Consider the following 24,736-nt stretch of genomic DNA (forward strand, 5'->3'; position numbering starts at 1 on the left):
AAACCGTAATAAAAATTCATGAAAATAGCCATATTAGGAACCCGTGGTGTACCCAATTATTACGGAGGATTTGAGCAGTTTGCTGAATTTTTTTCGGTGTACCTGGTAGAAAAAGGGCACGAGGTTTACTGCTACAATTCACACGACCATCCGCATCAGGAAAAGACTTTTCACGGCGTACACATCATCCATCAATATGATCCAGAATACAAACTCGGGACATTCGGCCAGTTTATTTATGATTATAACTGTATCATGGATTCCCGAAAACGCGATTTTGATATCATATTACAATTAGGCTATACGAGCAATTCGGTGTGGCATTTCCTGCTTCCTAAGAAATCAATCATCATTACCAATATGGACGGATTGGAGTGGAAACGTACCAAGTATTCCAAACCGGTGCAGCAATTCCTGAAATACGCGGAACGCCTGGCGGCAAATAGCAGTGATTTTTTGGTTTCCGATTCTTTGGGGATTCAAAAATTCCTAAAGTCAAAATACAGCAAGGACTCCACTTATATAGCTTATGGCGCTTATCCTTTTTCAAATCACAACGAAGCGGTTTTGGAAGAGTATGGTGTGGAAAAAGGGAACTACAATATGATCATGGCTCGGTTTGAACCGGAAAACAATTTGGACATGGTTCTGGAAGGTGTTGCGATGAACGAAGACAAAACTCCCATTTTGGTTGTTGGGAAACACCAGACAAAATATGGCGAATACCTAAAAAACAAGTTCAAGGACCATTCACACATCCGTTTTATGGGCGGGATTTATAACCTGGAAAATCTGAACAACCTGCGTTATTTTTCAAAACTCTATTTCCATGGGCATTCTGTTGGGGGAACAAACCCTTCCTTGCTCGAAGCGATGGCTTCCAAAGCGTTTGTCATAGCCCATAATAACGATTTCAATAAAGGGATTTTAAAGGAGAACAGTTATTATTTTTCGAATCCTGAGGAAGTGAAAAATATTCTGAATACAATCAAAAAAAATGATAACTTGCAATTAGTTCAAAACAATTTTGACGCCATTGTAAATGAATTTAATTGGGAAAAAATAAATGGTGAATATTTACAACTCTTCGAAGAATGTTATTCAAAATCTGGTAAAAGAAAACAAAAATAGCAGTTCTTTTATCCCAATTCTTTTAGTACTTTCTACCATTCCGTTGCCTTTTGCCTTAAACAATGCCGCTTTAGGAATTTTTTTACTCACGGCTTTCATCACTTTCAAAAAAGGAAATTTCAGGATTCAGAAAGAGTTGATTTTTCCGGTGCTGCTTTATGTTTTGATGGTCTTTTCCTATTTCTGGTCTATCGAACCAAAGGAATCACTGGCTGCATTGTCAAAGGAAATCCCGTTACTATTGATTCCACTGGGTTTTTTTATTTTTAAGGAGAATACTTCAGAGCAAAAAAAGAGAATAATCACCTATTACAGTTACATCATCGTTGCCTTTGTGCTGTATTACTGTATCAGAGCGGCAATCCGCTATTGTATTTACCAGGATTCCAGGATGTTTTTTTATCATGGTGAAAATGATAAGGATTACGGACTTGTTCCAAAATTATTGAATGCAATCCACATGTCGGTTTTTGTTGCTGTGGCTTTTTTCCATTTTTTTACCAAGGAAGTAAAATCAAAGGCGGACACGTTTTTTTCAATCCTTCTTTTCGGATTCATATTGTTGCTGTCCTCCAAAAACATCATCCTTATAGTATTGTTATTGTCGTTAATCCATATTTTCTTTTTTTCAAAAGCGGCACACAATTTAAGATTACGGAATCTTATCGTCTTTGTACTGCTGATTGTAATCGTTTTTTCAATAGGAAGGATAAGAGATAGGTTTAGGGTGGAATTCCAAACCAATACCGACAAAAGCCTCAGCGCCGATGTAATTGAAGGAGTTCCGGCAAGCGTGCATTATGTAAGCATCAAGGAAGCCTGGACCAATCCAACGTTTACGCCGAATGATTATTTTAACGGAACAGCCTTTAGGGTTTACCAAACCAGGATTTCCCTCGAATTAATCAGGGAAGAAAATGTATTCTTTACTGGGTTTGGACTCAATGCTTCATACCCTAAAATCAAGGAAAAAGCAACGCAGTACAACCTGTATATGGGAGTTGAAAATGACCCTGACAGCGGTTATCAATCCAAGAATTTCCACAACCAATACGTCCAGAATTTTGCCGAATTAGGGGTGTTTGGTTTTATATTATTGTTAATCATGTTGCTTGTGAACGTTAAAAATTCACTTAAAACGAAAGATTTTGTGCATTTTGCTTTCGCATTTCTAATGATAAGTTTATTTTTGACAGAATCATTTTTATGGAGACAGAGAGGAGTTGTGTTTTTTACCATGATGTATTGTCTCTTTAATTCCGGAATTGTGCCGAACAATTCCAAACCAGAATAAAAAAATTATATGAAAAGAATATTAATTACTGGCGCGGCTGGGTTTTTGGGCTCGCATCTTTGTGACCGTTTTATTGCAGAAGGATATTATGTAATTGGGATGGATAACTTGATAACGGGCGATTTAAAAAACATAGAGCATCTATTTAAGGATAAAAACTTCGAATTCTATCACCACGATGTAACCAAGTTTGTCCATGTGCCGGGAAATTTAGATTATATTCTTCATTTTGCATCACCAGCAAGCCCGATAGATTACCTTAAAATTCCGATTCAAACCTTGAAAGTTGGTTCGCTTGGAACACACAACCTTCTGGGGTTGGCAAGGGTAAAAAAAGCCAGGATTCTTATTGCCTCTACTTCTGAAATATATGGCGATCCTTTGGTTCATCCACAAACAGAAGATTACTACGGGAATGTAAATACCATAGGACCAAGAGGCGTTTATGACGAAGCCAAACGGTTCCAGGAATCAATCACTATGGCATACCACACTTTCCACGGCGTAGAAACCAGGATTGTTAGGATATTCAATACGTATGGACCAAGAATGCGGCTCAATGACGGACGTGTAATTCCGGCTTTCATAGGCCAGGCATTGCGTGGAGAAGACCTGACTATTTTTGGTGACGGAAGCCAAACCCGATCTTTTTGTTATGTAACCGATCAGGTGGAAGGTATTTTCAGGCTATTGCATTCTGATTATGCATTGCCGGTAAACATTGGTAATCCAAACGAAATTACGATTAAGGACTTTGCAGACGAAATCATCAAATTGACCGGAACCAGCCAAAAAGTGGTTTATCATCCGCTGCCAATCAATGATCCAATGCAGCGTCAGCCCGATACGACCCGCGCTAAAGAAATTTTAGGCTGGGAAGCCAAAGTCTCAAGGGAAGAAGGAATGAAATTAACCTATGAATATTTTAAATCACTTTCATCGGAAGAACTTTTAAAAGAAGAGCATAAAGACTTTAAAGGATACATCCATTAATAGCTTATGGTTGCACAACAAACAGGGAGATATTCAAAATATATTAGACCGATAAATGTTCTTTTCGATCTAGTTGTTATCACTTCATTAAGCACCTATTTCTTCAGGGAATTAGGGCTTAATCAGTTTTATTATCTTACCTATCAAACCTTCACCTGGATTTTGATTGCAATACTGGTGAAGTATTATGAGGTGTACCGATTCACCACTCCTGTTGAAATCATAACCAAATTAGTCAAGCAGTTTAGCGTATTTTTATTGGTGGTCATTGCTTTTTTCCCCTTTGCGAAAACCGTAATCTTTAGCGGAAAGGCCATTGCCATTTTCATGACCATTAGCTTTTGCATTATCGTAACGTTCAAATATTTTTGGTTTTTTTATCTAAAGAAATACCGAATTGTAACGGGAAGTAACTTTAGGAATGCCGTCATTATTGGTTACACTGCTGAAGCAATCCGGCTTAAGGAAGTATTCGAAACCCGTAAGGATTATGGTTACCGATTTTTGGGATTCTTTTCAGACAAAAAGCAAAATCCTGAAGTAAAGGGAAGGATTGATGATTTGACCTCTTTTGTCATTGAAAATAAGGTAGACGAAATTTATTGCTCACTAAATGAAATTTCGAATGAGAAGCTAAAGGAACTGGTTGAATTTGCTGATGACAACAAAAAAGCAATCAAATTCATCCCCGATACCAAAGAGATTTTCTCAAAAAACCTAAAAATTGATTACTACGAACTATTCCCGGTTCTTTCCCTTCAAAAAACACAACTTCACAATCCGTTCATCAAAGGAGTAAAACGCATTTTTGATATAACCTTTTCATTAATGGTGATTATATTCCTGCTCTCATGGCTCATTCCATTACTGGCATTATTGATAAAATTAGAGTCAAAAGGACCGGTATTTTTCAAGCAGGGAAGACCCGGATTGGATGAAGAAGAATTTTTCTGCTATAAATTCCGTTCGATGCAGGTAAACGGATTTACCGAAAAGGAAGCCTCAAAAAATGACCCAAGGGTTACCCGAATGGGAAGATTCATGCGTAAAACCAGTATGGATGAATTACCGCAATTCTTTAATGTTTTGCTTGGTGATATGTCGGTTGTTGGGCCAAGGCCACACCTATGGTCGCAAAATAAGGCTTATGCCAGTAAAATTAAGAAATACATGGTCCGTCATTATGTGAAACCGGGAATTACAGGTTTGGCTCAGGTAAAAGGTTTCCGAGGTGAAATTGAAACCGAAGAAGACATGATCAACCGGATTAAGCTCGATGTATTTTATATTGAGAACTGGTCGTTGATCCTCGATATTAAAATCATTTTCCAAACCGTATTCAATATCTTCAAAGGAGAAGATAAAGCGTATTAAAAAACGCCCTTTTCAATCAGAAGCCTGATTTGCTTATCTAAATTGAATTCACTCTGAGATTCATTAAAAATCTGTTGCTTCATATCCTTCAATTCGGATTTGCTCAATTTTGAAATCAGTTTCAGTTCCCGATTCAAATCTTCGTAGTTTCCAACCGCTGCGACCCAACCTAAATTATGGTCGTTGACGATGGTTTCGCCTTCCCCGCCACCAAAATAGATTATCGGAAAACCAAGCGAACCATATTCGAAAATTTTGGATGGAACCGAACCATAAATCCTTGTTTTTAAAGGAACAATCGCGATATCTAAAGATTGTATCCTTTGATGCAGTTCTTTTCGGTCCACCATTCCGTGAAAGAAGATTTTGTTTTCATTTTGAGACGAAATCAAAGCTTCTATTTGACTTTTTTCGGCACCATCGCCAAAGATGTGGAGCTCGAGATTTAACCCTTTTAAATCGATTTTTTGGCACAATTCGAATACACCCTGTGCAATTCCCAAAAGCCCTGCGTAAAATATTTTTACGGGTTGGTTTTCTTCAATTGAGAGTTCAGGGTTGGCAATTTTGTGATCCGGAAAATTACGGTACAAAAAACAATCTTTTTGTGGAAAAATGGTATGTACGTGTTCGATGATTTCATTAGACTGCCCCAAAATCAAAGTTGCTTTTTTATAAATAAACCTTTCGAGGAACAAGGAGAATTTATGCGAAAGCGAATCTTTTTTCAGTGCTTTTAATTCGATTGCAGCCATTGGCCACAAATCGGAAATGTTGAGGATGATTTTTTTGTTTTTCAGCGAAAGCACCAAAACTGAAATAAAGGAAAGCAGTAATGGTGGCGATTGTACAATGACTTTCTTTGGTGTTTTTTTGAATAACAAATAGAAAAACAAACTCAATGAAAAGGACAAAACGGAAATAATGCGTACTAAAAGATTCTTGCTGACACTTGGATAAATCCAAAGACGCTTAACATTAATATTGTCCCGATTTTCAGTAACCGAAAACTTGCCTTTGTATTCGGGAAACAATTCGCCTTTTGGATAATTCCCCAACGGACAAATCACAGAAACCGAATAATTGTTTTGATGTAATTTTAAAGCCAACTGCTCAATCCTGTTGGCAGCAGCGCCTTTTTCAGGCGGATAATAATTGGATATTATTAGAATTTCTTCCACTATTTTTTTGAAAGCAGAATATCAATTATCCGCTCAGAGGCTTTCCCATCCCAAAGCTCAGGAATGCCGGCTTTTCTTGGGCCATTAACTAAAAATTCCCCAAAGATTTTCTCAAGGTTTTCAATAGAAGTCCCAACCAAAGTATTGGTTCCAATGGTTTGCGTTTCGGGCCTTTCGGTGTTGTTTCGCATCGTAAAACATGGAATCCCTAAAACGGTAGTCTCTTCCGATATGCCACCAGAATCGGTAATCACGGCAAAACTGTTTTTAATCAGGTACATAAAATTCAGGTATCCTTGTGGTTCTACAAATAGTATGTTTTTCAGCTCTAGGTTGGTTTCGCCCAAAATAGCTTTCGTCCTCGGATGTATTGGGAAAATGATTTTTTTGTCGCCCACCATTTTGTCAATTCCTTCCAAAAGATTAATCAAGGATTTTTCCTCATCAACATTCGCCGGACGATGCAGTGTCAGGATAATGTAATTTCCGGTTTCGAGTTTGAATTCATTCCAAAACGAAGGAGCAGCAATCCTGTTCAAATTTTGATATAAAGTATCAATCATTACATTCCCGACAAAGTGGACTGTTGACGGCTCAGCACCATATTTTAATAGGTTTTCACCAGCCCAGGTTGAGGTTGTAAAGAAATAATCGGTGATGCTGTCGGTAACAATCCGGTTGATTTCTTCGGGCATGGTCATGTCTCCCGAACGGATTCCGGCTTCAACGTGGGTAACTTTTATGTTTAGTTTTTTGGCAACAACTGCACATGCCATAGTCGAATTGACATCGCCAACAACCAAAACCAAGTCACATGGATTCTGCAATAATTCCTGTTCAAAGGCAATCATGATAGCCGCAGTCTGCACCGATTGTGAGCCACTTTTAACTTCCAGATTGGCATTGGGATGCGGAATATTCAATTCTTCAAAAAAAGTATCACTTAGATTTTTATCGTAATGCTGACCGGTGTGAACCAAACGATAGGAAATATTGGCACCATCCTTTTGCTTTTTTTCAATCGCTTTGATGATGGGTGCTATTTTGATGAAATTGGGTCTTGCGCCGGCAACAATTGTAATTTTCATGTTCTATTTTACTAAAGAAACAAACTGTTTCAGTTTTCCGCTTTTACTTCGTTCTAATTTTTCCTTTCGGGTGAATGAAAAAGTCAAACCGTTTTCCAAATAGGTTGTAATGGCTTTTTCAATGTTTTGGATTTGAATTTCGGTCAATTCCAATCCGCTGACATATTCGATGTCAAAAGTATCAATTTTGGTTTGTTTTATTACAAATTCTTTCACATTTCCGTCGTCTTCGATAATGCTTTTTGTGACATAATAGAATGTAAGGCCGGGCGATTTTTTCCCGCTTGGCAAAATGGCAATATCATTGGTACGACCGATTAATTTTTTTAGGATTGGTTTTTTGAAGGTACTCTTTTCGTCTAAAATCCCGACATCGCCAATATCATATCGAATGAAAGGATGTGCTTTGTTGTATAAGGAAGTTATCACGACACGTCCTTCTTTCCCATTGGGTAAAACAGTATTGTTCTCATCCAAAATTTCAACAAATAAGGTTTCGGAATTTACCTGCCATTCTCCAGCAAGGTTTTGAAAAGCAATCAAATCCAATTCGGAAGCACCATATTCATTCACAACCGGAACGCCAAATTGTTTTTCGAGCAGTATCTTGTCATCTTTAAAAAGCATCTCAGAAGTAACGATACAGCATTTCAAGGTTGGACAAACAGTTTTAAGGACAATGTTCTTTTTCTGTAAAAATTTGGCAAACAAAACAATTGAGGAAGTGTATCCATTGATGTATTCGAATTTTTTCTGTTGGAATTTCAGCAGTACTTTTTCCAAAACAGCATCCGACAAATCGAATATTGTAAAGCGGTAACGGCTGCTCAAAAAATCCTTGATGCGTTCTTTTGCGTTTCCGATAAAGTCCAAAGGGATTCCGTAAAAACGCGCCTGAAGCGAAGAATTAAAATCAATTCCAAACCAACCAAAGTGATTGATAATATTAGCCCAGGTTAAAGCGTGGCAAAATTTATCTTTGGCAAAAATAAAGGGATCACCACTAGAACCTGAGGTTTTGTTTACATATACATTTTTCGGCGAAAATCTTTCGGAAAGCCTTTCGGCCAGAGGTTTTTGAAATTCCTTTTTGGTCATTACAGGAAGTTCTGCCCAAGAATCATAGGTTGTGCTTCCAACAAAATCCTGATAGGATTTATTGTGTTTTAAATGGTATTCAACAATTTCATTTCTCTTCTGGGTTATGAAATTTTCAAAATCACTTTCAGGCAGTGAAATGATTTTATCTAATTCGGCATTGGCTTCCTTCATTGGAAAACCATTTAACCGAAGCGATAAATTGAACAGGTTGAACATAGGAATATAAAAAAAGGGCTAACAAATGTCAGCCCTTAAAAATACTATTTTATTTGTAATTAGTTTTTAAGAATTTTAATTACTTCTTTTTTGCTGTCTGAACTTACTTCGAAGAAATAAGCACCTGTAGAAAGAGTAGAAATATCTACAGTGTTTTCCATTCCGCTTAAAGTTCTTGTCATAACTACTTTACCAGATAAATCAGTTACTGATAATTTAGCAGCATCAACTTCTGGAGTTGAAACAGTTACTGTTGAAGAAGCTGGGTTAGGGAATACTCTAAATTTAGCAGCATTAGCAGTTGAAACACCTAACTGACCTGTTAATTTAAAGATACCACCAGTTACTTCGTCTGTACTAAATCCAGCAGACCAACCTGTAGTCATGTTTAAGAATGCATTTGCACCTCTTTGGTCACCTGACTCAACATCTGTCCAAGTAGTTCCGTTGTCAACACTCACAGAAGTTCCAACAGGAGCAGCTTGAGAAGTAGCAACAATTACGTTAGTTCCAGGTACGTAAGAAAGGATACGACGTGTTCCTGTGAAAGGAGCTGCAGCAGACCAAGTCTGTGCACCGTTTGTAGTTGTATAATAAGTGTAAGTTGTTCCTACAGTTTTAAGTAGGTATCCATTGCTTGCAGAACTAAAATCTACTGAACCACTTTGAGCAGCACTACCAAAATCTGTTAATGGAGCTTGGTAAGCATTCCAGGTAACACCTCTATCTGTAGTTCTGTATAAACGTCCTTTGTTAGTAGTAAACCAGAATGAATCACCGTTTGCAGCATAACCACCATTGTATCCGTATTCTCCACTTAATGGATTTGGTAAAGTAGCAGCAGCAATACGAGTCCAGGTATTTCCACCATCAGTAGTTCTGTAAATTTCAAATTCACCGTTTTCAGGATCTCCCATTGTTAAACCAACGTTACCGTCAAAGAAGTGAACACAGTTAAACCAAGACTCACCAGCAGTAGTATAACCTGCAAAGTTTTGTTGCTCCCAAGTAACTCCAGCATCGCTGGTTTTGAATACACCACCTAAACCGTCATTTTCATCAAATGCACCAACCCAGGCTGTATCCCCACTTACAGGAGAAATATTCGTAATTCTCAAATCTGGGTTACCAGCATCGATTAATCCTGGAGTCCATGAAGAACCTCCGTCTGTCGTTCTTGTAAATTCCTGAACGTTAGCACCTCCACCAGAACCATCATAAGCAACGGCCCAAACAGTATTAGCATCAACAATTCTAATTTCACTTAATCCTCTAAATTGATCTGTAAATCCAGTGGCTTGTGCAGTCCACTGCGCGTTCATTGAAAGTGAGGCAATTAGAGATAAAAAAAGTAATGATTTTTTCATAGTTTTTCGTTTTTATTTATTTTATAGAGCACTAAATTAGTAAAAAATAAGTAATAAAAAAAAAAACTGTATTTTTTTGTCAAAAATTAACAACTATAAGGCTTTGATTATGTTTTCATTCGAGGATATTAATCGAATTAATTATTTCAAACTAAAAATAAACAGCTTATTTTTGCCACACTGTAACACAACACAACAACACAATGACAATTCTATTACTTGGCTCTGGCGGCAGAGAACATGCTTTGGCATTTAAACTACTTCAAAGCCCAAAATGCAACACCCTTTTTGTTGCTCCCGGAAATGCCGGAACAGCAGCAATAGCTTCAAACATTCAGATTAATCCAACAGATTTCCAGGCAATTAAGGATTTTGTAATCCAACAAAAAGTCGAGATGGTAGTCGTTGGACCTGAAGATCCATTGGTACTGGGAATCTATGATTTTTTCAAGCACGATTCCGAATTAAGCCATATTCCCGTTATTGGGCCATCAAAAATTGGGGCGCAATTGGAAGGAAGCAAAGAATTTGCAAAGGAATTTTTAATAAAACACAAAATACCAACTGCGGCTTATGACAGTTTTACTGCCGAAACCGTAGAAAAAGGATGTGCTTTTTTGGAAACACTGCAACCTCCTTATGTTTTAAAGGCAGACGGTTTAGCTGCTGGAAAAGGAGTGTTGATTTTGCAGGATTTAGATGAAGCAAAAGAAGAGTTGCGCAATATGCTGGTTCATGCCAAATTTGGCAATGCAAGTGCTAAAGTTGTGATTGAGGAATTCCTTGACGGAATTGAGCTGAGCTGTTTCGTTTTAACGGATGGTAAAAATTATAAAGTATTGCCAAACGCCAAGGATTACAAAAGGATTGGCGATGGTGACACTGGTTTGAATACTGGAGGAATGGGAGCGGTTTCGCCAGTTCCTTTCGCTGATAATATCCTGTTGGAAAAAATAGAGACCCGTATTGTAAAACCAACAGTTGAAGGTTTGCAGAAAGATGGAATTGAGTACAAGGGATTTGTCTTTATCGGATTGATAATTGTCAAAGGCGAACCAATGGTAATCGAGTATAATGTGCGTATGGGCGATCCGGAAACGGAAGTCGTAATGCCAAGGATACAGACAGATTTAGTTGAATTATTCCAGGCTGTTGCCCATCAGGAACTCGATAAAATCGATTTAGAAGTTGATCCAAGAAGTGCTACTACCGTTATGTTGGTTTCTGGCGGTTATCCTGAGGATTACGGAAAAGGATTTGAAATTTCAGGACTGGAAAATATCGAAGGGTCGTTGCTTTTCCACGCAGGGACAAAATTGGAAAACGGAAAAGTTGTAACCAATGGAGGGAGGGTTCTGGCCATGACTTCTTTTGGGGATGATTTCCGGCAGGCCATAAAAAAATCTTACCAAAATATAGACAGGCTACATTTCGATAAGATGTATTTTAGAAAAGATATTGGGCGCGACTTACTTTAAGAATGAGTGCGCTGTAGTATCTTGGTTTTCTTCGTTATTGTCCTGATGCTTTTTCAATTCCTTGCACCAGTAAATGGTATAGTAAAAACAAATACCTATTGAAATCCAGGTAAGGATGTTAGCCAACCACCAATTGGTTAATTCTAAAGAACGTAACCAATCCCATGGCTTGAATAAAAAATCAACAAATAAGGTTTGAATGCCTTCCCAAAATGCTCTCATTGTATAAAATGTTATATTTACAAGCACAAATGTATAAAATATACTTATGATAACAAGTGTTTTTAAAAAATCTACAATAGTAAATTACATTTTGATTGTAGTTTTAGTATTGGTTTTCTTTTTTTTATTTCAGGCAAGTGATTTACCAACAGCTAATTCGCCCAAAGGATTAACCAAAACGGCAACGCTTCTTTTGTTATTATTAGCCTCATTTTTCCTGGTAAATTTTACGGTCAAAAAAAACAACCTGACCAAAAACAGCAGCTATACCATTTTGTTTTTCCTGCTCTTCCTGCTCATTTTTCCTGGAGTTTTGAGCAGCTCAAGTTTGTTGTTTGCTAATTTTTTCCTGCTTTTGGCAACGCGAAGACTGATTTCGCTGCAAACATTAAAGTCCCCAAAAGAAAAGATTTTTGATGCCTCGATGTGGATTTTCATTGCAAGTTTGTTCCATTTTTGGTGCATCCTTTTTGTCCTGTTGGTTTACATTTCAATATTTTTCCACGTTTCAAGGGATTACAGGAATTGGCTTTTACCTTTTGTGGCTTTTTTTGCTACCGCAATTATTTTTATGGTTTCCGCTTTGGCATTTGACCAAACTTGGATCACTCATATTATCAATCAAACCCAAACGAATTTTGAGCTCGATTATTTTACCAATAATTATCAAAATATAGCACTCTCATTTTTTGTGGTCGTTGCGTTGTATTTTCTGCTTTCGATGATTTTTTCGTTGACAAATAAACCATTGATCCTTCAGGCTTCCTACAAGAAAATGATATTCGGGTTTTTGATTGGCGTAACCATTTTCCTGATTTCACCCGAGAAAAATAACACCACATTAATCTTTACATTCATGCCATTGTCGGTCATGTGTACCACAAACATCGAGTATTCCCAAAGCCAGATGTACCAGGAAATAGTGCTGTTATTGCTAATTATCGGATGTTTCCTTTGTTACTTTTCGCAACTATAATTTGCTTCCATAAGCCAAATCTCCGGCATCGCCAAGACCCGGAATGATGTAGTTTTTCTCATTGAGTTTTTCGTCAATGGCAGCTATCCAAAGGTGGCAGTTATTAGGAAGATTATTCTTTAGGTATTCAATGCCTTCGGGTGCTGCAATAACTACAGCAATATGGATTTCCTTTGGCTTTTCCTCCTGTAGTAATTTTTGAAAAACCGCAACCATCGAATGCCCTGTGGCAAGCATCGGGTCAATCATAATCAGGTTTTTGTTTTCAAAAGAAGGCGCGGCCTGGTATTCCACTTTGATTTCAAAATCATCATCGTTTTTATAATGATGCCGATACGCCGAAACAAAGCCATTTTCAGCATTGTCGAAAATATTCATAAAGCCGGTATGCAAAGCCAATCCGGCACGAAGAATCGAGCACAGGACAACATTGTCCGCTATTGTGGTTGTTTTTTTTATAGCAAGAGGTGTCTGGACTTCAATGTCTTTATATTCTAAAGTTTTACTCAATTCATACGCCATGATTTCACCAATCCTTTCGATGTTTTTCCGGAAACGCATGCTGTCTTTCTGAATGTTGACATCGCGGATTTGTGCCAAAAAATGATTGAGGATGCTGCTCTTTTCCGAAATATTGTGAATGTGCATGAATGTGGGAATTTGTATGTTTAGGTAAAAGTATAAAAACTATCTTTGCAAAAAAATATAAAGTTATGTTTTCAAAATTTGCCTATTCCATATTTGAACAAAGTATCAAGGATTATCATGTTCATGACAACGTAGACCAACCAATCAGCAATCCGTATCCAAAGGAGAAGATTGAACATTTGTTGTATTTTAAGAATTGGATTGACACGGTTCAGTGGCATTTTGAAGACATCATCCGTGATCCAAACATCGATCCGGTTGAAGCCTTGGTTTTAAAAAGGAGGATTGATGCTTCGAATCAGGAGCGTACCGATATGGTGGAATACATTGACAGCTATTTTCTTCAGAAATACCATAATGTAAAGGTAAAGGACAACGCTAAAATCAACTCGGAAAGCCCGGCTTGGACCATTGACCGATTATCGATTCTGGCACTTAAGATTTACCACATGAGCGAAGAGGCAAACCGCACTGAAGCTTCGCAGGACCACCGAGATAAATGCCAGGCAAAACTAAATGTATTGCTCGAACAAAGAACCGATTTGTCTACTGCCATCGATGATTTGCTGACCGATATTGAAAATGGGGACAAATTCATGAAAGTGTACAAACAGATGAAAATGTACAACGACGATGATTTGAATCCGGTGTTGTACCAAAACAAAAAATAAGGCAAACTTTTGTCGAGTAAAATAAAACATATAGCTGTCATCCGAATGTCTGCCATGGGCGATGTTGCGATGACAGTTCCTGTTATTAGAACTTTGGTTGAACAAAATCCGGAGGTGAAAATCACGGTAGTTTCAAGACCGTTTTTCAAACCTTTTTTTGATGGAATTCCGAATGTAGATTTTTTTGCAGTTGATCTAAAGGAAAGGCACAAAGGCTTTTTCGGATTAATGAAATTATATTCCGATTTAAAGAAGCAGAAGATTGATGCTGTTGCCGATCTTCACAATGTATTGCGTTCCCAAATCATTAGGACCTTATTCGCTTTAAGCGGAAAAAAAGTGGCTTTTACGGATAAGGGAAGAGCCGATAAAAAAGCGTTGACCCGCGCCGAAAACAAAATCTTCAAACCCGTCAAAACAATGGTGGAACGCCATGTTGAAACGTTTAAGAAATTAGGTTTCAATATCGACATTTCTAATCCGAAGTTTCCTCAACAAGCAACTTTGAATTTAGAAATTTTAAAAATTACCGGCGAAAAAGCAAACCAAAAATGGATTGGAATTGCGCCCTTTGCACAATATGAAAGCAAGGTGTATCCTCAGGATTTGATGCAGGAAACCATACATAAATTAGCTTCAGACTCCAATAATAGAATTTTCCTTTTTGGTGGTGGAAACAAGGAAATCCAAATTCTTGATTCGTTTGCCAACGGAAAAGAAAATGTCATTAATGTTGCCGGAAAACTAAAACTGCCACAGGAATTGGATTTGATTTCGAATCTTGATGTGATGCTTTCGATGGATTCCGGGAATGCCCATATCGCTGCTATGCTTGGGACAAAAGTGATTACACTTTGGGGAGCAACACATCCTTTTGCCGGATTTGCACCTTTCAATCAGCCAATTGAAAACTGCCTGGTTTCGGACAGGGAAAAGTTTCCACAGCTGCCAACATCAGTTTATGGAAATAAAAAAGTCGAAGGCTATGAAGATGCGATGCGGACAATTTCACCTGAAAAAATCGTAGAGAAAATACTAGCGATCTAAAATTGGCAGGAATTCACGCCACGGACCAACTTCCTCCTTATACTGCTTTGCCATAACCCTTGAAATTTGGGCAATATGGCCCAAGTCATGAGCAACCCAACAGGCTAATAAATTTTCTAAGGTTACTGCTCCAAAAGTAGGATGGATTCCTGTTTTCGTTAAATCTTCTGAGGTTATGTTTTTTGATTTTAAGGCAATCAGGTTGGTATTCCGCAAATCGGTAAACTCATTCAACAAATCCGAAATGGTTTTTCCTTTGCTCTCTTCAAACTGTGCAAACCGGTCAAACGGCGGAAAGGTTTTATCCGCTTTATCAGAAAGGATGATTTCCGTTCGGGCAATCCAATCGGTTTTTTCGCCATGAATCAAATGGCCAAGAACATCAAAGGGACTCCAGGTTTCTTCGCCCTCATTATTCTGAATCCATTCGTTGCTCAATCCGTTTAGAAGTGTTTCCAAAACGGTTGGTGTACGCTCAAGGATTTCTATTGATTTGCTTAGATTAAAATTCATAAGGTGAAATTAAATTGCTTTACGGAGTAGGATTGTCTGGAGGCGTTATGCCATCGATATTCCAAAAATCTTCAATTTTTTTGCAGGTTTTCATTTCCGAACCTTTCTCCCTGAAAAGCCTGAGGATTGTTTTGATGTTTGACGACGGAAGCGAATAATTTGCTTCATAGAATTTCACATCATCAGATTCCACTATGAATGTTCCGCCTCCGGGATGTATTTCAAACTGTGGGAGGCTTTTTTCAAACTTCAGTTTTTCAATCGATTTTTTGAGCCTATCATTTTGTTGTTTTGACAAAGCGGCATAATAATATATGGTTGTATCCGGAAACCGGTTCTCATAAAAAATGGTGTCGTTAAAGGTGCTTTTTGCAGAACAGATTACACCATCCTCATCTGAAGAGACAATGAATTGTTCCCTTTTTCCATTACATCCAACTACCAATAGTACGGATATAAAGAGCAGCATCCATGCGGAAACCCTACTATTTTTAAACATCATCATAATCCACATAAATCTCCGCGGATGTTGGATATGCCTGACAGGTTAAGATCAAGCCTTCGGCGATTTCGCCATCAGTTAAAATGGAGTTCTTCTTCATTTCGGCAGTTCCATTGGTAACTCTCGCCAGGCAAGAGCTGCAAATTCCGCCTTGGCAGGAATAAGGCGCATCCAGGCCTTGTTTCAAAGCGGCTTCAAGCAGCGTTTGTTTTTGAGACATTTCAAAAGTAGCCTCTTCGTCATCAACCATTACGGTAATTTTGGTATGGCCTGTATGCGAAGCCGCAGCAGGATTATCGACAACGGCAGTGGAGAATAATTCAAACTTGATGTTTTTCTCGGCAACATGATGTTCCTTCAACACATTCGAAACCGTATTAATCATTTCTTCAGGACCACATAAATAGAATTTGTCAAATTCCTTTTCCTTGTGTTTGTTGTTTAAGACAAAATTCACGGCCGATTTTTCTATTCTTCCAAAAAGTGCTTCTTCGGTTTTGGCCTGGCTGAAAACAAAATGCACAAAAAAACGCCCTACATATTTCAATTGCAAATCATGCAGTTCATTGTGGAAAATGGTTTCCTGTGGTGTTTTGTTTCCGTAAACCAAAACAAAAGTACTTTTTGGCTCGCTTTCCAAAACCGATTTCAGGATAGACATTACCGGTGTAATTCCACTTCCTGCAACAAATGCCGCATAGTTTTTTAATCGTTCCGCACTTGGCTCAAAGGTAAATTTACCTTCAGGCTGGCCTACTTCAAGAATATCACCCACTTTTAAATTCGAATTCGCAAACTTGGAGAAATGCCCATCTTTCACCGACTTGATTGCTATGCGCAGTTCACCGCTGTTTGGCGAGGAACAAATCGAATACGCACGGCGGATTTCCTCACCGTCTAAAGTTAATTTCAGGTTGACATATTGACCGGCAGTAAATTGATAAGCAGCTTTTAATTCGGCAGGAATATTAAAGGAAACAGAAATCGCATTGGGAGTTTCATGTTTTACATCCTTTATCTGTAATTTATAAAATGAGTGCATGAAGATTAATTTTTTACAAAGGTAAGAAATAGCAACGATTAGAAAAGTAAAGAAACTTTGAAAGTGTGTAACAAATTTTTACATTTAGGAACTAATTTCGAAACCTAAACATTAACCTATGTTCAAACACTTCATTACACTTGAATGGAAGGCTTTTTTCCGTTCAGCATCTTTTGCGTCGAATTTGGTTTTGAAAATTATAATGGCCTTGGCGGCCTTGTATTTCATCGCTATTTTTTCAGCATTGGGTTTTTTTGGTTTTAAAATCCTTGAAGAACAAGGTTTAGAACCATTGGCAACCGTAAACAAATACCTAATTTATTATTTGGTTGGCGATTTGGTAATCCGCTATTTTTTCCAAAAAATGCCGGTAACGAATATTAAGCCATTGTTGAGTTTACCGATAACAAGGAAGGTCATTGTCCATTTTTCTTTAGGGAAAACGGCGATTTCATTTTTCAATGTGATGCATGCCTTTTTCTTTGTCCCTTTTACGATTGCCTTGTTCACGCATGGCTACGGATATCACGCGGTTTTGTGGAGTTTGGCAATGATGGCAATGATTTTCGCCAATAATTTCATCAACGTTTTAATCAATAACAAGAACATTGTTTTTTATCCACTGTTGGCTTTGGTAGTGATTTTTGCATCGACACAATATTATCATGTTTTTGATATAACGAATTACACCCAGCCTTTTTTCCAGGCGATGTATGCTACAAATTATATGTTTTTGATTCCGATAGTTTTGGTTGCGGTAACCTATTATTTTTCTTTTGATTATTTTAAAAAGAACCTAAGCCTTGATACTGGTTTGGCAAAGAAAAGCGAAGAAGCGAAAACCGAAAATTTCACGTGGCTGAACCAATTTGGGACTTTGGGGACTTTCCTTAAAAACGACATCAAACTAATCAAAAGGAACAAACGTTCGCGAACTACGGTAATCATGAGTTTCCTGTTTCTTTTTTATGGCTTTTTGTTTTTCAATAACCCTCATCAACCGGCGGTAATGGGGATTTTTGCCGGTATTTTTGTTTCAGGCGGATTTTTATTCACCTTCGGGCAATTTGTACCAAGCTGGGATAGCGCTTATTACCAACTGATGATGAGCCAGAATATCCAATACAGGCAATATTTAAGTTCGAAATGGTGGCTGGTTGTGATTGCAACAATCATCTCTACCATTTTGGCTTCGTTCTATCTTTACTTCGGAATACATACTTATATGCTTATTGTAGTTGGGGCAATTTATAACATTGGGGTCAACTCGCATCTGGTTTTGTTCGGAGGCGCATTTGTCAAAACACCAATTGATTTAGCCATGGCAAACAGGGCGTTTGGCGACAAACAGGCTTTTAATGTAAAAACGATGCTATTGGTTTTGCCAAAATTATTGCTTCCGGTTTTGCTTTTCGGACTTGGATCTTCCATCATGAATCAGAATCTCGGGCTTGTCTTTGTTGCCTTGGCGGGAGTTTTAGGTTTTGCCTTCAGGAACATGGTTTTTTCTAAAATTGAAAAAATCTACAAATCCGAAAAATATGCAACGATTGCAGCATACAAACAAAAAAATTAAAATTTAAACAACATCAATAACCATGATACAAGTACATAATTTAACAAAAAGATACAGCCTGGAAAGAACCGTTTTAAACATCCCATTCCTTGAGATTCCGAAAGGACAGAGTTTTGGTTTGGTTGGGAATAATGGCGCAGGAAAAACCACTTTTTTCAGTTTGCTTTTAGATTTAATCCAGCCAAGTTCGGGGCAAATTAATAGCGGGCTGATTCAGGTTGATAAAAGCGAAGCCTGGAAACCATTTACAGCAGCATTTTTGGATGAGAGCTTTTTGATTGGCTATTTAACTGCCGAAGAATATTTCTATTTTATTGGCGATTTACGCGGGCAGAACAAAGCAGATGTTGATGCAGTGCTTAAAAAACACGAAGAATTTTTCAATGGCGAAATCCTGAACAGCAAAAAATACCTTAGGGACTTGTCTAAAGGGAATATGAAAAAAGTAGGCATCATTGCCACCTTAATCGGAAACCCGGAAGTGATTGTGCTTGATGAGCCCTTTGCCAATCTGGATCCGACAACGGTAAACCGATTGAAAATAATCATTAAGGAATTGGCCGATGATCCAAATGTTACGATTTTGGTTTCGAGCCATGATTTGGTTCACACCGTTGAGGTTTGCAACAGGATAGTCGCGCTTCATTTGGGAGAAGTGGTAAAAGACATTCAAACATCTCCGGAAACCTTAAAGGAACTGGAAGCCTTTTTTGCAGTTTAAGAAACAGCTTTTTATAAAATAGCGGTTGGGATTTATCAGTAATGGTAAAAACTTACCGCTTATTTTTTTGCCATATCAAAAAGAAACGTATTTTTACCAGTTAGTTATACTATTTATGACATTTTTACGTTATAACACAAAACGTTTTGCTTTGAAAACCAATACATTTATTAAATATACCTTCTTTTCGGGATTGTTGATTTTTTTGATAGCCTGTTCTACCAAGAGAAATTCCTGGCTTTCCAGAAACTCACACGCACTTAGTACCAAGGACAACATTTTATACAATGGAGGAATTGCCCTGGACAAAGGTGTTGAAGAGGTAAAGCTTCAAAATAAGGACAACTTTTGGGAAATCCTTCCGGTGGAAAGAATGCAGATTTCAGAGCAAAGCATGGTGCCTGGGCAAACCAGGAATGCCAATTTTGAAAAAGCAGAAACTAAGGCAACCAAAGCCATCCAGAAGCACTCTATGAATATTGGAGGTTCTGAGAAAAACCCACAAATGGACGAAGCCTACCTGATGCTTGGACAGGCAAGGTATTACGATCAAAGATTTGTTCCTGCTTTGGATGCGTTCAATTATGTATTGAGCAAATCCCCAAATAGTGATAAGATTTACATCGTAAAAATATGGAGGGAAAAAACCAATATGCGTCTTGATAATGACGCATTAGCGATTAAGAATCTTCGAAAACTCCTAAAGGAAATAAAGTTCAAAGACCAGATTTTTGCAGATGCCAATGCAACTTTAGCACAGGCATTTATTAATCTGGGAGAAAAGGACAGTGCTGTAGCTAAAATTAAAATAGCTAAGGAGTTTACCAAATCAAACGAAGAAGTATCGCGATACAATTATATTCTAGGCCAGCTTTATGAAGAGTTAGGCTACAAAGACAGCGCTTATGCCACCTACCAAACCGTGATTGACATGCACAGAAAGGCTGCGAAGTCTTATGTAATCCATGCACACGCAAGACAGGCTGCACAGTTTGACTATGAAAAAGGAGATACGGTTGCATTCCTTAAAAAGTATGATGATTTATTAAAGGATAGGGAAAACCGTCCGTTTTTGGATGTAATCCATCATCAGTTGGCAATTTTCCGTGAAAAGACCAATAACCGGGAATTGGCAAAAAAACAATACAATCTTTCGTTAAAAAAGAAAACCCAGGATACGTATCTTACAGCATCCAATTACAGGAATCTGGCGGATATCTACTTTATTGAATCCAAATTCATTACTGCAGGGAAATACTATGATAGTACTTTGGTGAACCTAAAACCAAGAACCCGTGAGTACAATTTGATAAAAAAGAAAAGGGAAAACCTCGAAGAGGTAATCAAGTTTGAAGGAATTGCACAAGGCAATGACAGCATCATCTCGTTATACCATATGTCAGCTTCTGATAGGACTGCCTATTTTGAGAAGTACATTGCCAAACTGAAAAAAGAAGATGAGGCCAGGAAAAAATTAGCCGAGAAGATGGCCCAAATCAAGGAAAACCAGGAAAGAAACAGCGGCAATTTAAACTCTAAAGATGAAGCCATTGACAACAGCCCTAAAAAGGAAAAAGCTGTTGCGTCAAAATCAGGCGATGCAGCATCTGCACCTTCAACGACATCCGCACCTAAAGGGATGTCAGGAGCAACCGGAAGTACGTTCTATTTTTACAATCCAAATACCGTTGCTTACGGCAAGGTGGAATTTACCAAAAACTGGGGCAAAAGAACCTTACAGGACAATTGGCGCATTTCATCGCTAACGGAAAATAACACAACGGCAGGTAGCGACCCTAATGCCACAAATCCTGATGATGAAAAAAATGCTAAAGATGCCAATGCCATTGAAGAGAAATACACGCCGGATTTTTACATCAAACAAATCCCAACTTCACAGGCAGTCATCGATAGTCTGAGCAAGGAAAGAAACTTTGCCAATTATCAACTGGGGATCATCTACAAAGAAAAATTCAAGGAATATCAGCTTGCGGCAACCCGATTGGAAAAACTATTGGGAGACAGCCCAGAAGAGAGACTGGTATTGCCGGCAATGTATAATTTGTATAAGATTTATGAAATTTTGAATAAGGAAAGAGCGGAAGCCATAAAATCAAGCATCGTTTCGCAGTATCCAAATTCGCGTTATGCGCAAATCTTATTGAATCCTTCAAGCGTAGCCGAAGAGTCGAGCGATTCTCCAAATTCGGTTTATGAAAAACTCTACAAGCAAAACAGCGAAGGCGATTACAAGGCTGCATTGGCAGGTACGGAAAGCGCAATAAACAGGTTTAACGGAGATGAAATTGTTCCGAAACTCGAATTATTAAAAGCGCAGATAACCGGAAAATTAAATGGACTGAATGAGTTTAGGGCAGCACTCAATTATGTGTCGCTGAATTACCCGAATAGCGAAGAAGGCAAAAAAGCCGAAAAACTGCTTACAGTCGATTTGCCAAAACTGGAAGCTTTGCAATTGTCAAAAGCACCATCAAAAAACTGGAAAGTGCTTTATGCTACCAAGGATTTTGAAAATGCTCCAACAAAAGCACTTCGTGAGAAAATCAAAAAATTCATTACAGACAAGGACTTGAAAAAGCTCTCTGTTTCGTTAGACATTTATACTATGAATGATAATTTTGTGGTAATCCACGGAATGAGTTCAGAAGATCTGGCAAAAGGCGTTGCTTCGGTTTTAAAGGAATTCAAAGAGTATAAAGTGACGGAAACACCAATCATCATTTCGGCAGAAAACTATACCATTGTTCAAATCAAAAAGAACATCGACGAATATTTAGCGGGTAACCTTCCGGATACTGCACCACAGCCAAATTGGGACGGAACGTTTGAAAGAGCGCCTGTTCCACAGCCAAAACCTGTTCAACAACAGCAACCGGTACAACAGCAGCAGCCTCAAGACCAGCAGAACAATAACAATACTAAAGGAAATGAACCTCCTGGAGAGCAAGATTTTTCACCACCACCAGCTCCGCAGCAAGGAGGAAAATCAGGGAAAAAAGGATAGAAAATGTTTGAGAAAAGTCCAAAATCATACACAGATCTTTTAGGTAAAACCAACAGGATTGTTGAGGGAACTACCATTAATGGCGATATCAATTCGCCGGCAGATTTTCGTTTGGACGGGCATTTGATTGGGAATTTCCAGTCAAAAGGAAAAATTGTAATTGGTCCTGCAGGAAGCGTTAAAGGTGACATTACCTGTAAAAATGCCGACATCGAAGGCAAGTTTGAAGGTAAAATCCAGGTTCAGGAAATCCTGAATGTCAAATCCAAAGCGCATATAATTGGCGAGGTTGTCTGCGGAAAATTATCGGTTGAACCCGGAGCCGAGTTTAGCGCATCATGCATAATGAAACCCCATGTAAAAAGCATGATTAGCGATGGAAAGTCCTCAGAAGAAAAAACAGCGTAACAAATGGTTGGCACTTATTAATATTCCTATCCAAATGGGAATCATTGTCTTTTTGTCTGCCAAATTAGGCCAATGGCTCGACTACAAGTTTATAAACAAACACAACATTTATGTAAAAATCCTGACGATTGTCGGCGTCATTATAGCATTCTATAATATTGCCAGGCAATTAAAGGAAATCAACAAATCGGAAGAAGAAAAATGAATCTCAAAAAAAACAACCCGTTCCTATTTTTAATTATTGCAGCCGCCGTTGGCCTCATTGCACATAAAGTTATATCCCATTTTATAATTCCCTCAGAATTTGAAGCCGATTTTATTTATTCAACCCCATTGCTTTATGGGATTTTTGGAGGGCTTTCATTGGTAATTATTTATTTATTAGCAAAAGTAAAGGAAACGCTTCCCAACTCGGTTGGCTATGCTTTTTTGGCACTTACAACTGTAAAAATGGTTATGGCTTATGCACTTTTGCGACCAATCATTGCTGTGCACCTTCCAAAAACACCTTTCGAAAAGATGAATCTGTTTGCGGTTTTTATTTACTTTTTGGCAATAGAAACCATCTTAACTATCAGAATTTTAAACAATAAGCAATAATTTGGTTTAGAATCGATAATTCCGTCAAAAAAAATAAAACTTATACTTTTTAATATTAATTAAAAGTGTACTTTTGCACCAAATTTCAGAAATAAAATTTAGACAAGTCATAGTTATGGTGTTTTCAAAAAAATCATTCCTTTATAGTTTAGTAGCCTTAATTGCTTTTTTACCTTCGGTACTAATGGCAAATTCACCAGAGCCAACTCCAGCACACGGAGAAGCCGTTGCTCAGGAAAATCAGGATCCAAAGGCCGAAATTAAAGAACAAATAGAAGAAGTAAAGAACCACCACGTTTTAGACGCCCACAGTTTTCATTTTTTTGGTGACAAGGAAACTGGGAAAGAGTACGGATTTCCATTGCCAATCATTCTTTGGGATAATGGTCTTCATGTATTCTCCTCTTCAAAATTTGACGAAGGAAAAGTTGCTGAAGACGGCGGGAACTACTACGTTTTACACCACGAAAGAATCTACAAAACAGATGCAACCGGAGCTTTAACAGAGCACGAAGGCCATCCAACAAATGCTAAGCCATTAGACTTTTCAATCACTAAAGGAGTATTATCGATGTTGGTAATTGCGCTTTTAATGTTCTTATTGTTTAGAAGTTTAGGAAACTCCTATTCTAAAAATGGCGGAGTTGCTGCTGGTGCAGGAAGATTCTTTGAGCCAATCGTATTGTTTGTTCGTGACGAAATTGCAATTCCAAATATTGGTGAGAAACATTATAAAAGATACATGAGCCATTTGTTGACGGTATTCTTCTTCATCTGGTTTTTAAATGTTGTAGGTATGATGCCTTTCGGAGTAAACGTTACCGGTAATATTGCCGTGACTTTCGGATTGGCCATTGTAACGTTTATCATCACTACTTTAACAGCTAAGAAAGATTACTGGATGCACATGTTATGGATGCCTGGCGTTCCGCTTCCAATGAAAATCATTTTAGCGCCAATTGAACTTATCGGAGCCATCATCAAGCCATTCTCATTAATGATCCGTTTGTACGCGAATATGTTTGCGGGCCACTTGGTAATCATGAGTTTGATTGGGATGATGTTTGTTTTCAAAAGCTGGATCGGAAGTCCATTAACATTTGCGCTTTCATTCATCATTTCATTGATTGAAATTTTGGTAACGCTTTTACAGGCGTATATCTTTACAATGTTGACCGCATTATACTTTGGTGCCGCTGTTGAAGAGCATCATCATGAAGAAGGCCATCATTAAAATGCAATAGGCTTTTTGTCTAGTGCCACAAATTGAATGTTTAATTAAATATATATACATTATGGAAGGAAATCTTCACCTAGTAGGAGCAGGATTAGTAGTTATTGGAGTAGGAATTGGTATCGGTAGAATCGGTGGTTCTGCACTTGATGCAATTGCTCGTCAACCAGAAGCTACAGCAAAAATTCAAACAGTGATGCTTATTGCAGCGGCACTTATTGAAGGTATTGGATTCGCGGCTTTATTCGCAGTATCTTAATCCAAAAAAAACTTAAGCCAAAAGCTGCAACGGTTGGTTGCAGCCTTGGTTTATCTTAAAGAATTAAAA

General features: G+C 38.0%; 25 protein-coding genes. 16 read left to right on the plus strand and 9 right to left on the minus strand.

Translation table 11 applies throughout. From position 1 onward, the window contains the following. Positions 1-18: 18 nt before the first annotated feature. Genes L1S31_RS04200 through L1S31_RS04215 form a run of 4 tightly spaced genes read left to right on the plus strand, consistent with a single transcriptional unit; the run spans position 19 to position 4,792 of the window. Positions 19-1,131 (plus strand): DUF1972 domain-containing protein, encoded by a 1,113-nt coding sequence (locus L1S31_RS04200; RefSeq protein ID WP_236462610.1) that lies wholly within the window; start codon positions 19-21, stop codon positions 1,129-1,131. Next, positions 1,067-2,425: an O-antigen ligase family protein gene (locus L1S31_RS04205; RefSeq protein ID WP_236462613.1), complete on the plus strand. Its 1,359-nt coding sequence runs from the start codon at positions 1,067-1,069 to the stop codon at positions 2,423-2,425. The genes L1S31_RS04200 and L1S31_RS04205 overlap by 65 nt, the downstream gene beginning before the upstream one ends. A gap of 9 nt (positions 2,426-2,434) precedes the next feature. Then, positions 2,435-3,418, plus strand: a complete 984-nt coding sequence (locus tag L1S31_RS04210; RefSeq protein WP_236462616.1) for a UDP-glucuronic acid decarboxylase family protein — start codon at positions 2,435-2,437, stop codon at positions 3,416-3,418. A 6-nt stretch (positions 3,419-3,424) separates the two neighbouring features. Further along, positions 3,425-4,792 (plus strand): undecaprenyl-phosphate glucose phosphotransferase, encoded by a 1,368-nt coding sequence (locus L1S31_RS04215; protein ID WP_236462619.1) that lies wholly within the window; start codon positions 3,425-3,427, stop codon positions 4,790-4,792. Here the strand turns inward: L1S31_RS04215 and L1S31_RS14930 are convergent. The 4 genes from L1S31_RS14930 to L1S31_RS04235 are packed head-to-tail and all read right to left on the minus strand — an operon-like array spanning position 4,789 to position 9,745. Further along, a complete protein-coding gene (locus tag L1S31_RS14930) occupies positions 4,789-5,973 on the minus strand; it encodes a glycosyltransferase family 4 protein (protein ID WP_236462621.1) in 1,185 nt (394 codons plus the stop codon). The genes L1S31_RS04215 and L1S31_RS14930 overlap by 4 nt on opposite strands. Then, complete coding sequence (wecB, locus tag L1S31_RS04225; protein WP_236462623.1) at positions 5,973-7,061, minus strand: non-hydrolyzing UDP-N-acetylglucosamine 2-epimerase; 1,089 nt, start codon at positions 7,059-7,061, stop codon at positions 5,973-5,975. Before wecB ends, L1S31_RS14930 begins: the two co-directional genes overlap by 1 nt. A gap of 3 nt (positions 7,062-7,064) precedes the next feature. Further along, a complete protein-coding gene (locus L1S31_RS04230) occupies positions 7,065-8,378 on the minus strand; it encodes a phenylacetate--CoA ligase family protein (protein WP_236462625.1) in 1,314 nt (437 codons plus the stop codon). Between the two features lie 59 nt (positions 8,379-8,437). Further along, complete coding sequence (locus tag L1S31_RS04235) at positions 8,438-9,745, minus strand: T9SS type A sorting domain-containing protein (RefSeq protein ID WP_236462627.1); 1,308 nt, start codon at positions 9,743-9,745, stop codon at positions 8,438-8,440. 203 nt (positions 9,746-9,948) lie between these two features. Here L1S31_RS04235 and purD point away from each other — a divergent pair, with 203 nt between their 5' ends. Further along, positions 9,949-11,223: a phosphoribosylamine--glycine ligase gene (gene purD / locus L1S31_RS04240; RefSeq protein WP_236462630.1), complete on the plus strand. Its 1,275-nt coding sequence runs from the start codon at positions 9,949-9,951 to the stop codon at positions 11,221-11,223. Here the strand turns inward: purD and L1S31_RS04245 are convergent. After that, entirely contained in the window at positions 11,215-11,445 is a 231-nt protein-coding gene (locus tag L1S31_RS04245; protein ID WP_236462633.1) for a DUF6341 family protein, read from the minus strand. The two genes, purD and L1S31_RS04245, sit on opposite strands and share 9 nt — an antisense overlap. Before the next feature lie 46 nt (positions 11,446-11,491). Between L1S31_RS04245 and L1S31_RS04250 the strand changes: the two genes are divergently transcribed. After that, positions 11,492-12,421, plus strand: a complete 930-nt coding sequence (locus L1S31_RS04250) for a DUF6427 family protein (RefSeq protein ID WP_236462636.1) — start codon at positions 11,492-11,494, stop codon at positions 12,419-12,421. Here L1S31_RS04250 and upp read toward each other — a convergent pair. Beyond that, positions 12,416-13,069, minus strand: coding sequence for a uracil phosphoribosyltransferase (gene upp / locus L1S31_RS04255; protein ID WP_236462639.1), 654 nt, complete (start codon positions 13,067-13,069; stop codon positions 12,416-12,418). The genes L1S31_RS04250 and upp overlap by 6 nt on opposite strands. A 65-nt stretch (positions 13,070-13,134) precedes the next feature. On the opposite strand from upp, the gene L1S31_RS04260 reads away from it, so the two are divergent. Together L1S31_RS04260 and L1S31_RS04265 are read left to right on the plus strand one after the other, a co-directional pair. Further along, positions 13,135-13,740, plus strand: coding sequence for a DUF4254 domain-containing protein (locus tag L1S31_RS04260; protein ID WP_236462642.1), 606 nt, complete (start codon positions 13,135-13,137; stop codon positions 13,738-13,740). A 54-nt stretch (positions 13,741-13,794) separates the two neighbouring features. Then, complete coding sequence (locus L1S31_RS04265) at positions 13,795-14,787, plus strand: glycosyltransferase family 9 protein (RefSeq protein ID WP_236463510.1); 993 nt, start codon at positions 13,795-13,797, stop codon at positions 14,785-14,787. On the opposite strand, the gene L1S31_RS04270 is transcribed toward L1S31_RS04265, so the two are convergent. Genes L1S31_RS04270 through L1S31_RS04280 form a run of 3 tightly spaced genes read right to left on the minus strand, consistent with a single transcriptional unit; the run spans position 14,776 to position 16,844 of the window. Next, complete coding sequence (locus L1S31_RS04270; protein ID WP_236462644.1) at positions 14,776-15,300, minus strand: DinB family protein; 525 nt, start codon at positions 15,298-15,300, stop codon at positions 14,776-14,778. The two genes, L1S31_RS04265 and L1S31_RS04270, sit on opposite strands and share 12 nt — an antisense overlap. A 19-nt stretch (positions 15,301-15,319) precedes the next feature. Next, entirely contained in the window at positions 15,320-15,805 is a 486-nt protein-coding gene (locus tag L1S31_RS04275) for a hypothetical protein (RefSeq protein ID WP_236462647.1), read from the minus strand. Beyond that, on the minus strand, positions 15,792-16,844 hold the full coding sequence (locus L1S31_RS04280; RefSeq protein ID WP_236462651.1) for a ferredoxin--NADP reductase: 1,053 nt from the start codon (positions 16,842-16,844) through the stop codon (positions 15,792-15,794). Before L1S31_RS04280 ends, L1S31_RS04275 begins: the two co-directional genes overlap by 14 nt. A gap of 118 nt (positions 16,845-16,962) precedes the next feature. Here L1S31_RS04280 and L1S31_RS04285 point away from each other — a divergent pair, with 118 nt between their 5' ends. The 8 genes from L1S31_RS04285 to atpE all read left to right on the plus strand — a co-directional run bounded on the left by L1S31_RS04285 (position 16,963) and on the right by atpE (position 24,667). Further along, positions 16,963-18,420: a DUF5687 family protein gene (locus L1S31_RS04285; protein WP_236462654.1), complete on the plus strand. Its 1,458-nt coding sequence runs from the start codon at positions 16,963-16,965 to the stop codon at positions 18,418-18,420. A gap of 22 nt (positions 18,421-18,442) precedes the next feature. Continuing rightward, the gene (locus tag L1S31_RS04290) at positions 18,443-19,141 is read left to right on the plus strand and encodes an ABC transporter ATP-binding protein (protein WP_236462657.1); all 699 of its coding nucleotides are present in this window, start codon (positions 18,443-18,445) and stop codon (positions 19,139-19,141) included. A gap of 151 nt (positions 19,142-19,292) precedes the next feature. After that, positions 19,293-22,166: a type IX secretion system periplasmic lipoprotein PorW/SprE gene (gene porW / locus L1S31_RS04295; RefSeq protein ID WP_236462660.1), complete on the plus strand. Its 2,874-nt coding sequence runs from the start codon at positions 19,293-19,295 to the stop codon at positions 22,164-22,166. A 3-nt stretch (positions 22,167-22,169) separates the two neighbouring features. Continuing rightward, positions 22,170-22,574 carry a bactofilin family protein gene (locus L1S31_RS04300; protein ID WP_236462663.1) on the plus strand — a complete coding sequence of 135 codons (405 nt, stop codon included), beginning with the start codon at positions 22,170-22,172 and terminating at the stop codon, positions 22,572-22,574. Then, positions 22,543-22,779: an AtpZ/AtpI family protein gene (locus tag L1S31_RS04305; protein ID WP_236462665.1), complete on the plus strand. Its 237-nt coding sequence runs from the start codon at positions 22,543-22,545 to the stop codon at positions 22,777-22,779. Before L1S31_RS04300 ends, L1S31_RS04305 begins: the two co-directional genes overlap by 32 nt. Then, complete coding sequence (locus L1S31_RS04310) at positions 22,776-23,174, plus strand: hypothetical protein (RefSeq protein ID WP_236462668.1); 399 nt, start codon at positions 22,776-22,778, stop codon at positions 23,172-23,174. The genes L1S31_RS04305 and L1S31_RS04310 overlap by 4 nt, the downstream gene beginning before the upstream one ends. A gap of 115 nt (positions 23,175-23,289) precedes the next feature. Further along, on the plus strand, positions 23,290-24,408 hold the full coding sequence (atpB, locus tag L1S31_RS04315) for a F0F1 ATP synthase subunit A (RefSeq protein ID WP_502539608.1): 1,119 nt from the start codon (positions 23,290-23,292) through the stop codon (positions 24,406-24,408). A gap of 61 nt (positions 24,409-24,469) precedes the next feature. Then, a complete protein-coding gene (atpE, locus tag L1S31_RS04320; protein WP_236462675.1) occupies positions 24,470-24,667 on the plus strand; it encodes an ATP synthase F0 subunit C in 198 nt (65 codons plus the stop codon). Positions 24,668-24,736: the final 69 nt, after the last annotated feature.

This window comes from Flavobacterium wongokense, assembly GCF_021608265.1.
GTDB classification, from domain to species: domain Bacteria; phylum Bacteroidota; class Bacteroidia; order Flavobacteriales; family Flavobacteriaceae; genus Flavobacterium; species Flavobacterium wongokense.

Coding starts and splice junctions, on each gene's coding strand:
- L1S31_RS04205 (WP_236462613.1), top strand. CDS start 1,067: ATGGTGAATATTTACAACTCTTCGAAGAATGTTATTCAAAATCTGGTA.
- atpB (WP_502539608.1), top strand. CDS start 23,290: ATGGTGTTTTCAAAAAAATCATTCCTTTATAGTTTAGTAGCCTTAATT.
- L1S31_RS04285 (WP_236462654.1), top strand. CDS start 16,963: ATGTTCAAACACTTCATTACACTTGAATGGAAGGCTTTTTTCCGTTCA.
- L1S31_RS04310 (WP_236462668.1), top strand. CDS start 22,776: ATGAATCTCAAAAAAAACAACCCGTTCCTATTTTTAATTATTGCAGCC.
- L1S31_RS04275 (WP_236462647.1), bottom strand. CDS start 15,805: ATGATGATGTTTAAAAATAGTAGGGTTTCCGCATGGATGCTGCTCTTT.
- atpE (WP_236462675.1), top strand. CDS start 24,470: ATGGAAGGAAATCTTCACCTAGTAGGAGCAGGATTAGTAGTTATTGGA.
- L1S31_RS04230 (WP_236462625.1), bottom strand. CDS start 8,378: ATGTTCAACCTGTTCAATTTATCGCTTCGGTTAAATGGTTTTCCAATG.
- L1S31_RS04305 (WP_236462665.1), top strand. CDS start 22,543: ATGGAAAGTCCTCAGAAGAAAAAACAGCGTAACAAATGGTTGGCACTT.
- L1S31_RS04235 (WP_236462627.1), bottom strand. CDS start 9,745: ATGAAAAAATCATTACTTTTTTTATCTCTAATTGCCTCACTTTCAATG.
- L1S31_RS04280 (WP_236462651.1), bottom strand. CDS start 16,844: ATGCACTCATTTTATAAATTACAGATAAAGGATGTAAAACATGAAACT.
- L1S31_RS04270 (WP_236462644.1), bottom strand. CDS start 15,300: ATGAATTTTAATCTAAGCAAATCAATAGAAATCCTTGAGCGTACACCA.
- L1S31_RS04265 (WP_236463510.1), top strand. CDS start 13,795: ATGGGCGATGTTGCGATGACAGTTCCTGTTATTAGAACTTTGGTTGAA.
- upp (WP_236462639.1), bottom strand. CDS start 13,069: ATGCACATTCACAATATTTCGGAAAAGAGCAGCATCCTCAATCATTTT.
- L1S31_RS04200 (WP_236462610.1), top strand. CDS start 19: ATGAAAATAGCCATATTAGGAACCCGTGGTGTACCCAATTATTACGGA.
- L1S31_RS04250 (WP_236462636.1), top strand. CDS start 11,492: ATGATAACAAGTGTTTTTAAAAAATCTACAATAGTAAATTACATTTTG.
- L1S31_RS04260 (WP_236462642.1), top strand. CDS start 13,135: ATGTTTTCAAAATTTGCCTATTCCATATTTGAACAAAGTATCAAGGAT.
- L1S31_RS04300 (WP_236462663.1), top strand. CDS start 22,170: ATGTTTGAGAAAAGTCCAAAATCATACACAGATCTTTTAGGTAAAACC.
- L1S31_RS04215 (WP_236462619.1), top strand. CDS start 3,425: ATGGTTGCACAACAAACAGGGAGATATTCAAAATATATTAGACCGATA.
- L1S31_RS04245 (WP_236462633.1), bottom strand. CDS start 11,445: ATGAGAGCATTTTGGGAAGGCATTCAAACCTTATTTGTTGATTTTTTA.
- wecB (WP_236462623.1), bottom strand. CDS start 7,061: ATGAAAATTACAATTGTTGCCGGCGCAAGACCCAATTTCATCAAAATA.
- purD (WP_236462630.1), top strand. CDS start 9,949: ATGACAATTCTATTACTTGGCTCTGGCGGCAGAGAACATGCTTTGGCA.
- L1S31_RS04210 (WP_236462616.1), top strand. CDS start 2,435: ATGAAAAGAATATTAATTACTGGCGCGGCTGGGTTTTTGGGCTCGCAT.
- L1S31_RS04290 (WP_236462657.1), top strand. CDS start 18,443: ATGATACAAGTACATAATTTAACAAAAAGATACAGCCTGGAAAGAACC.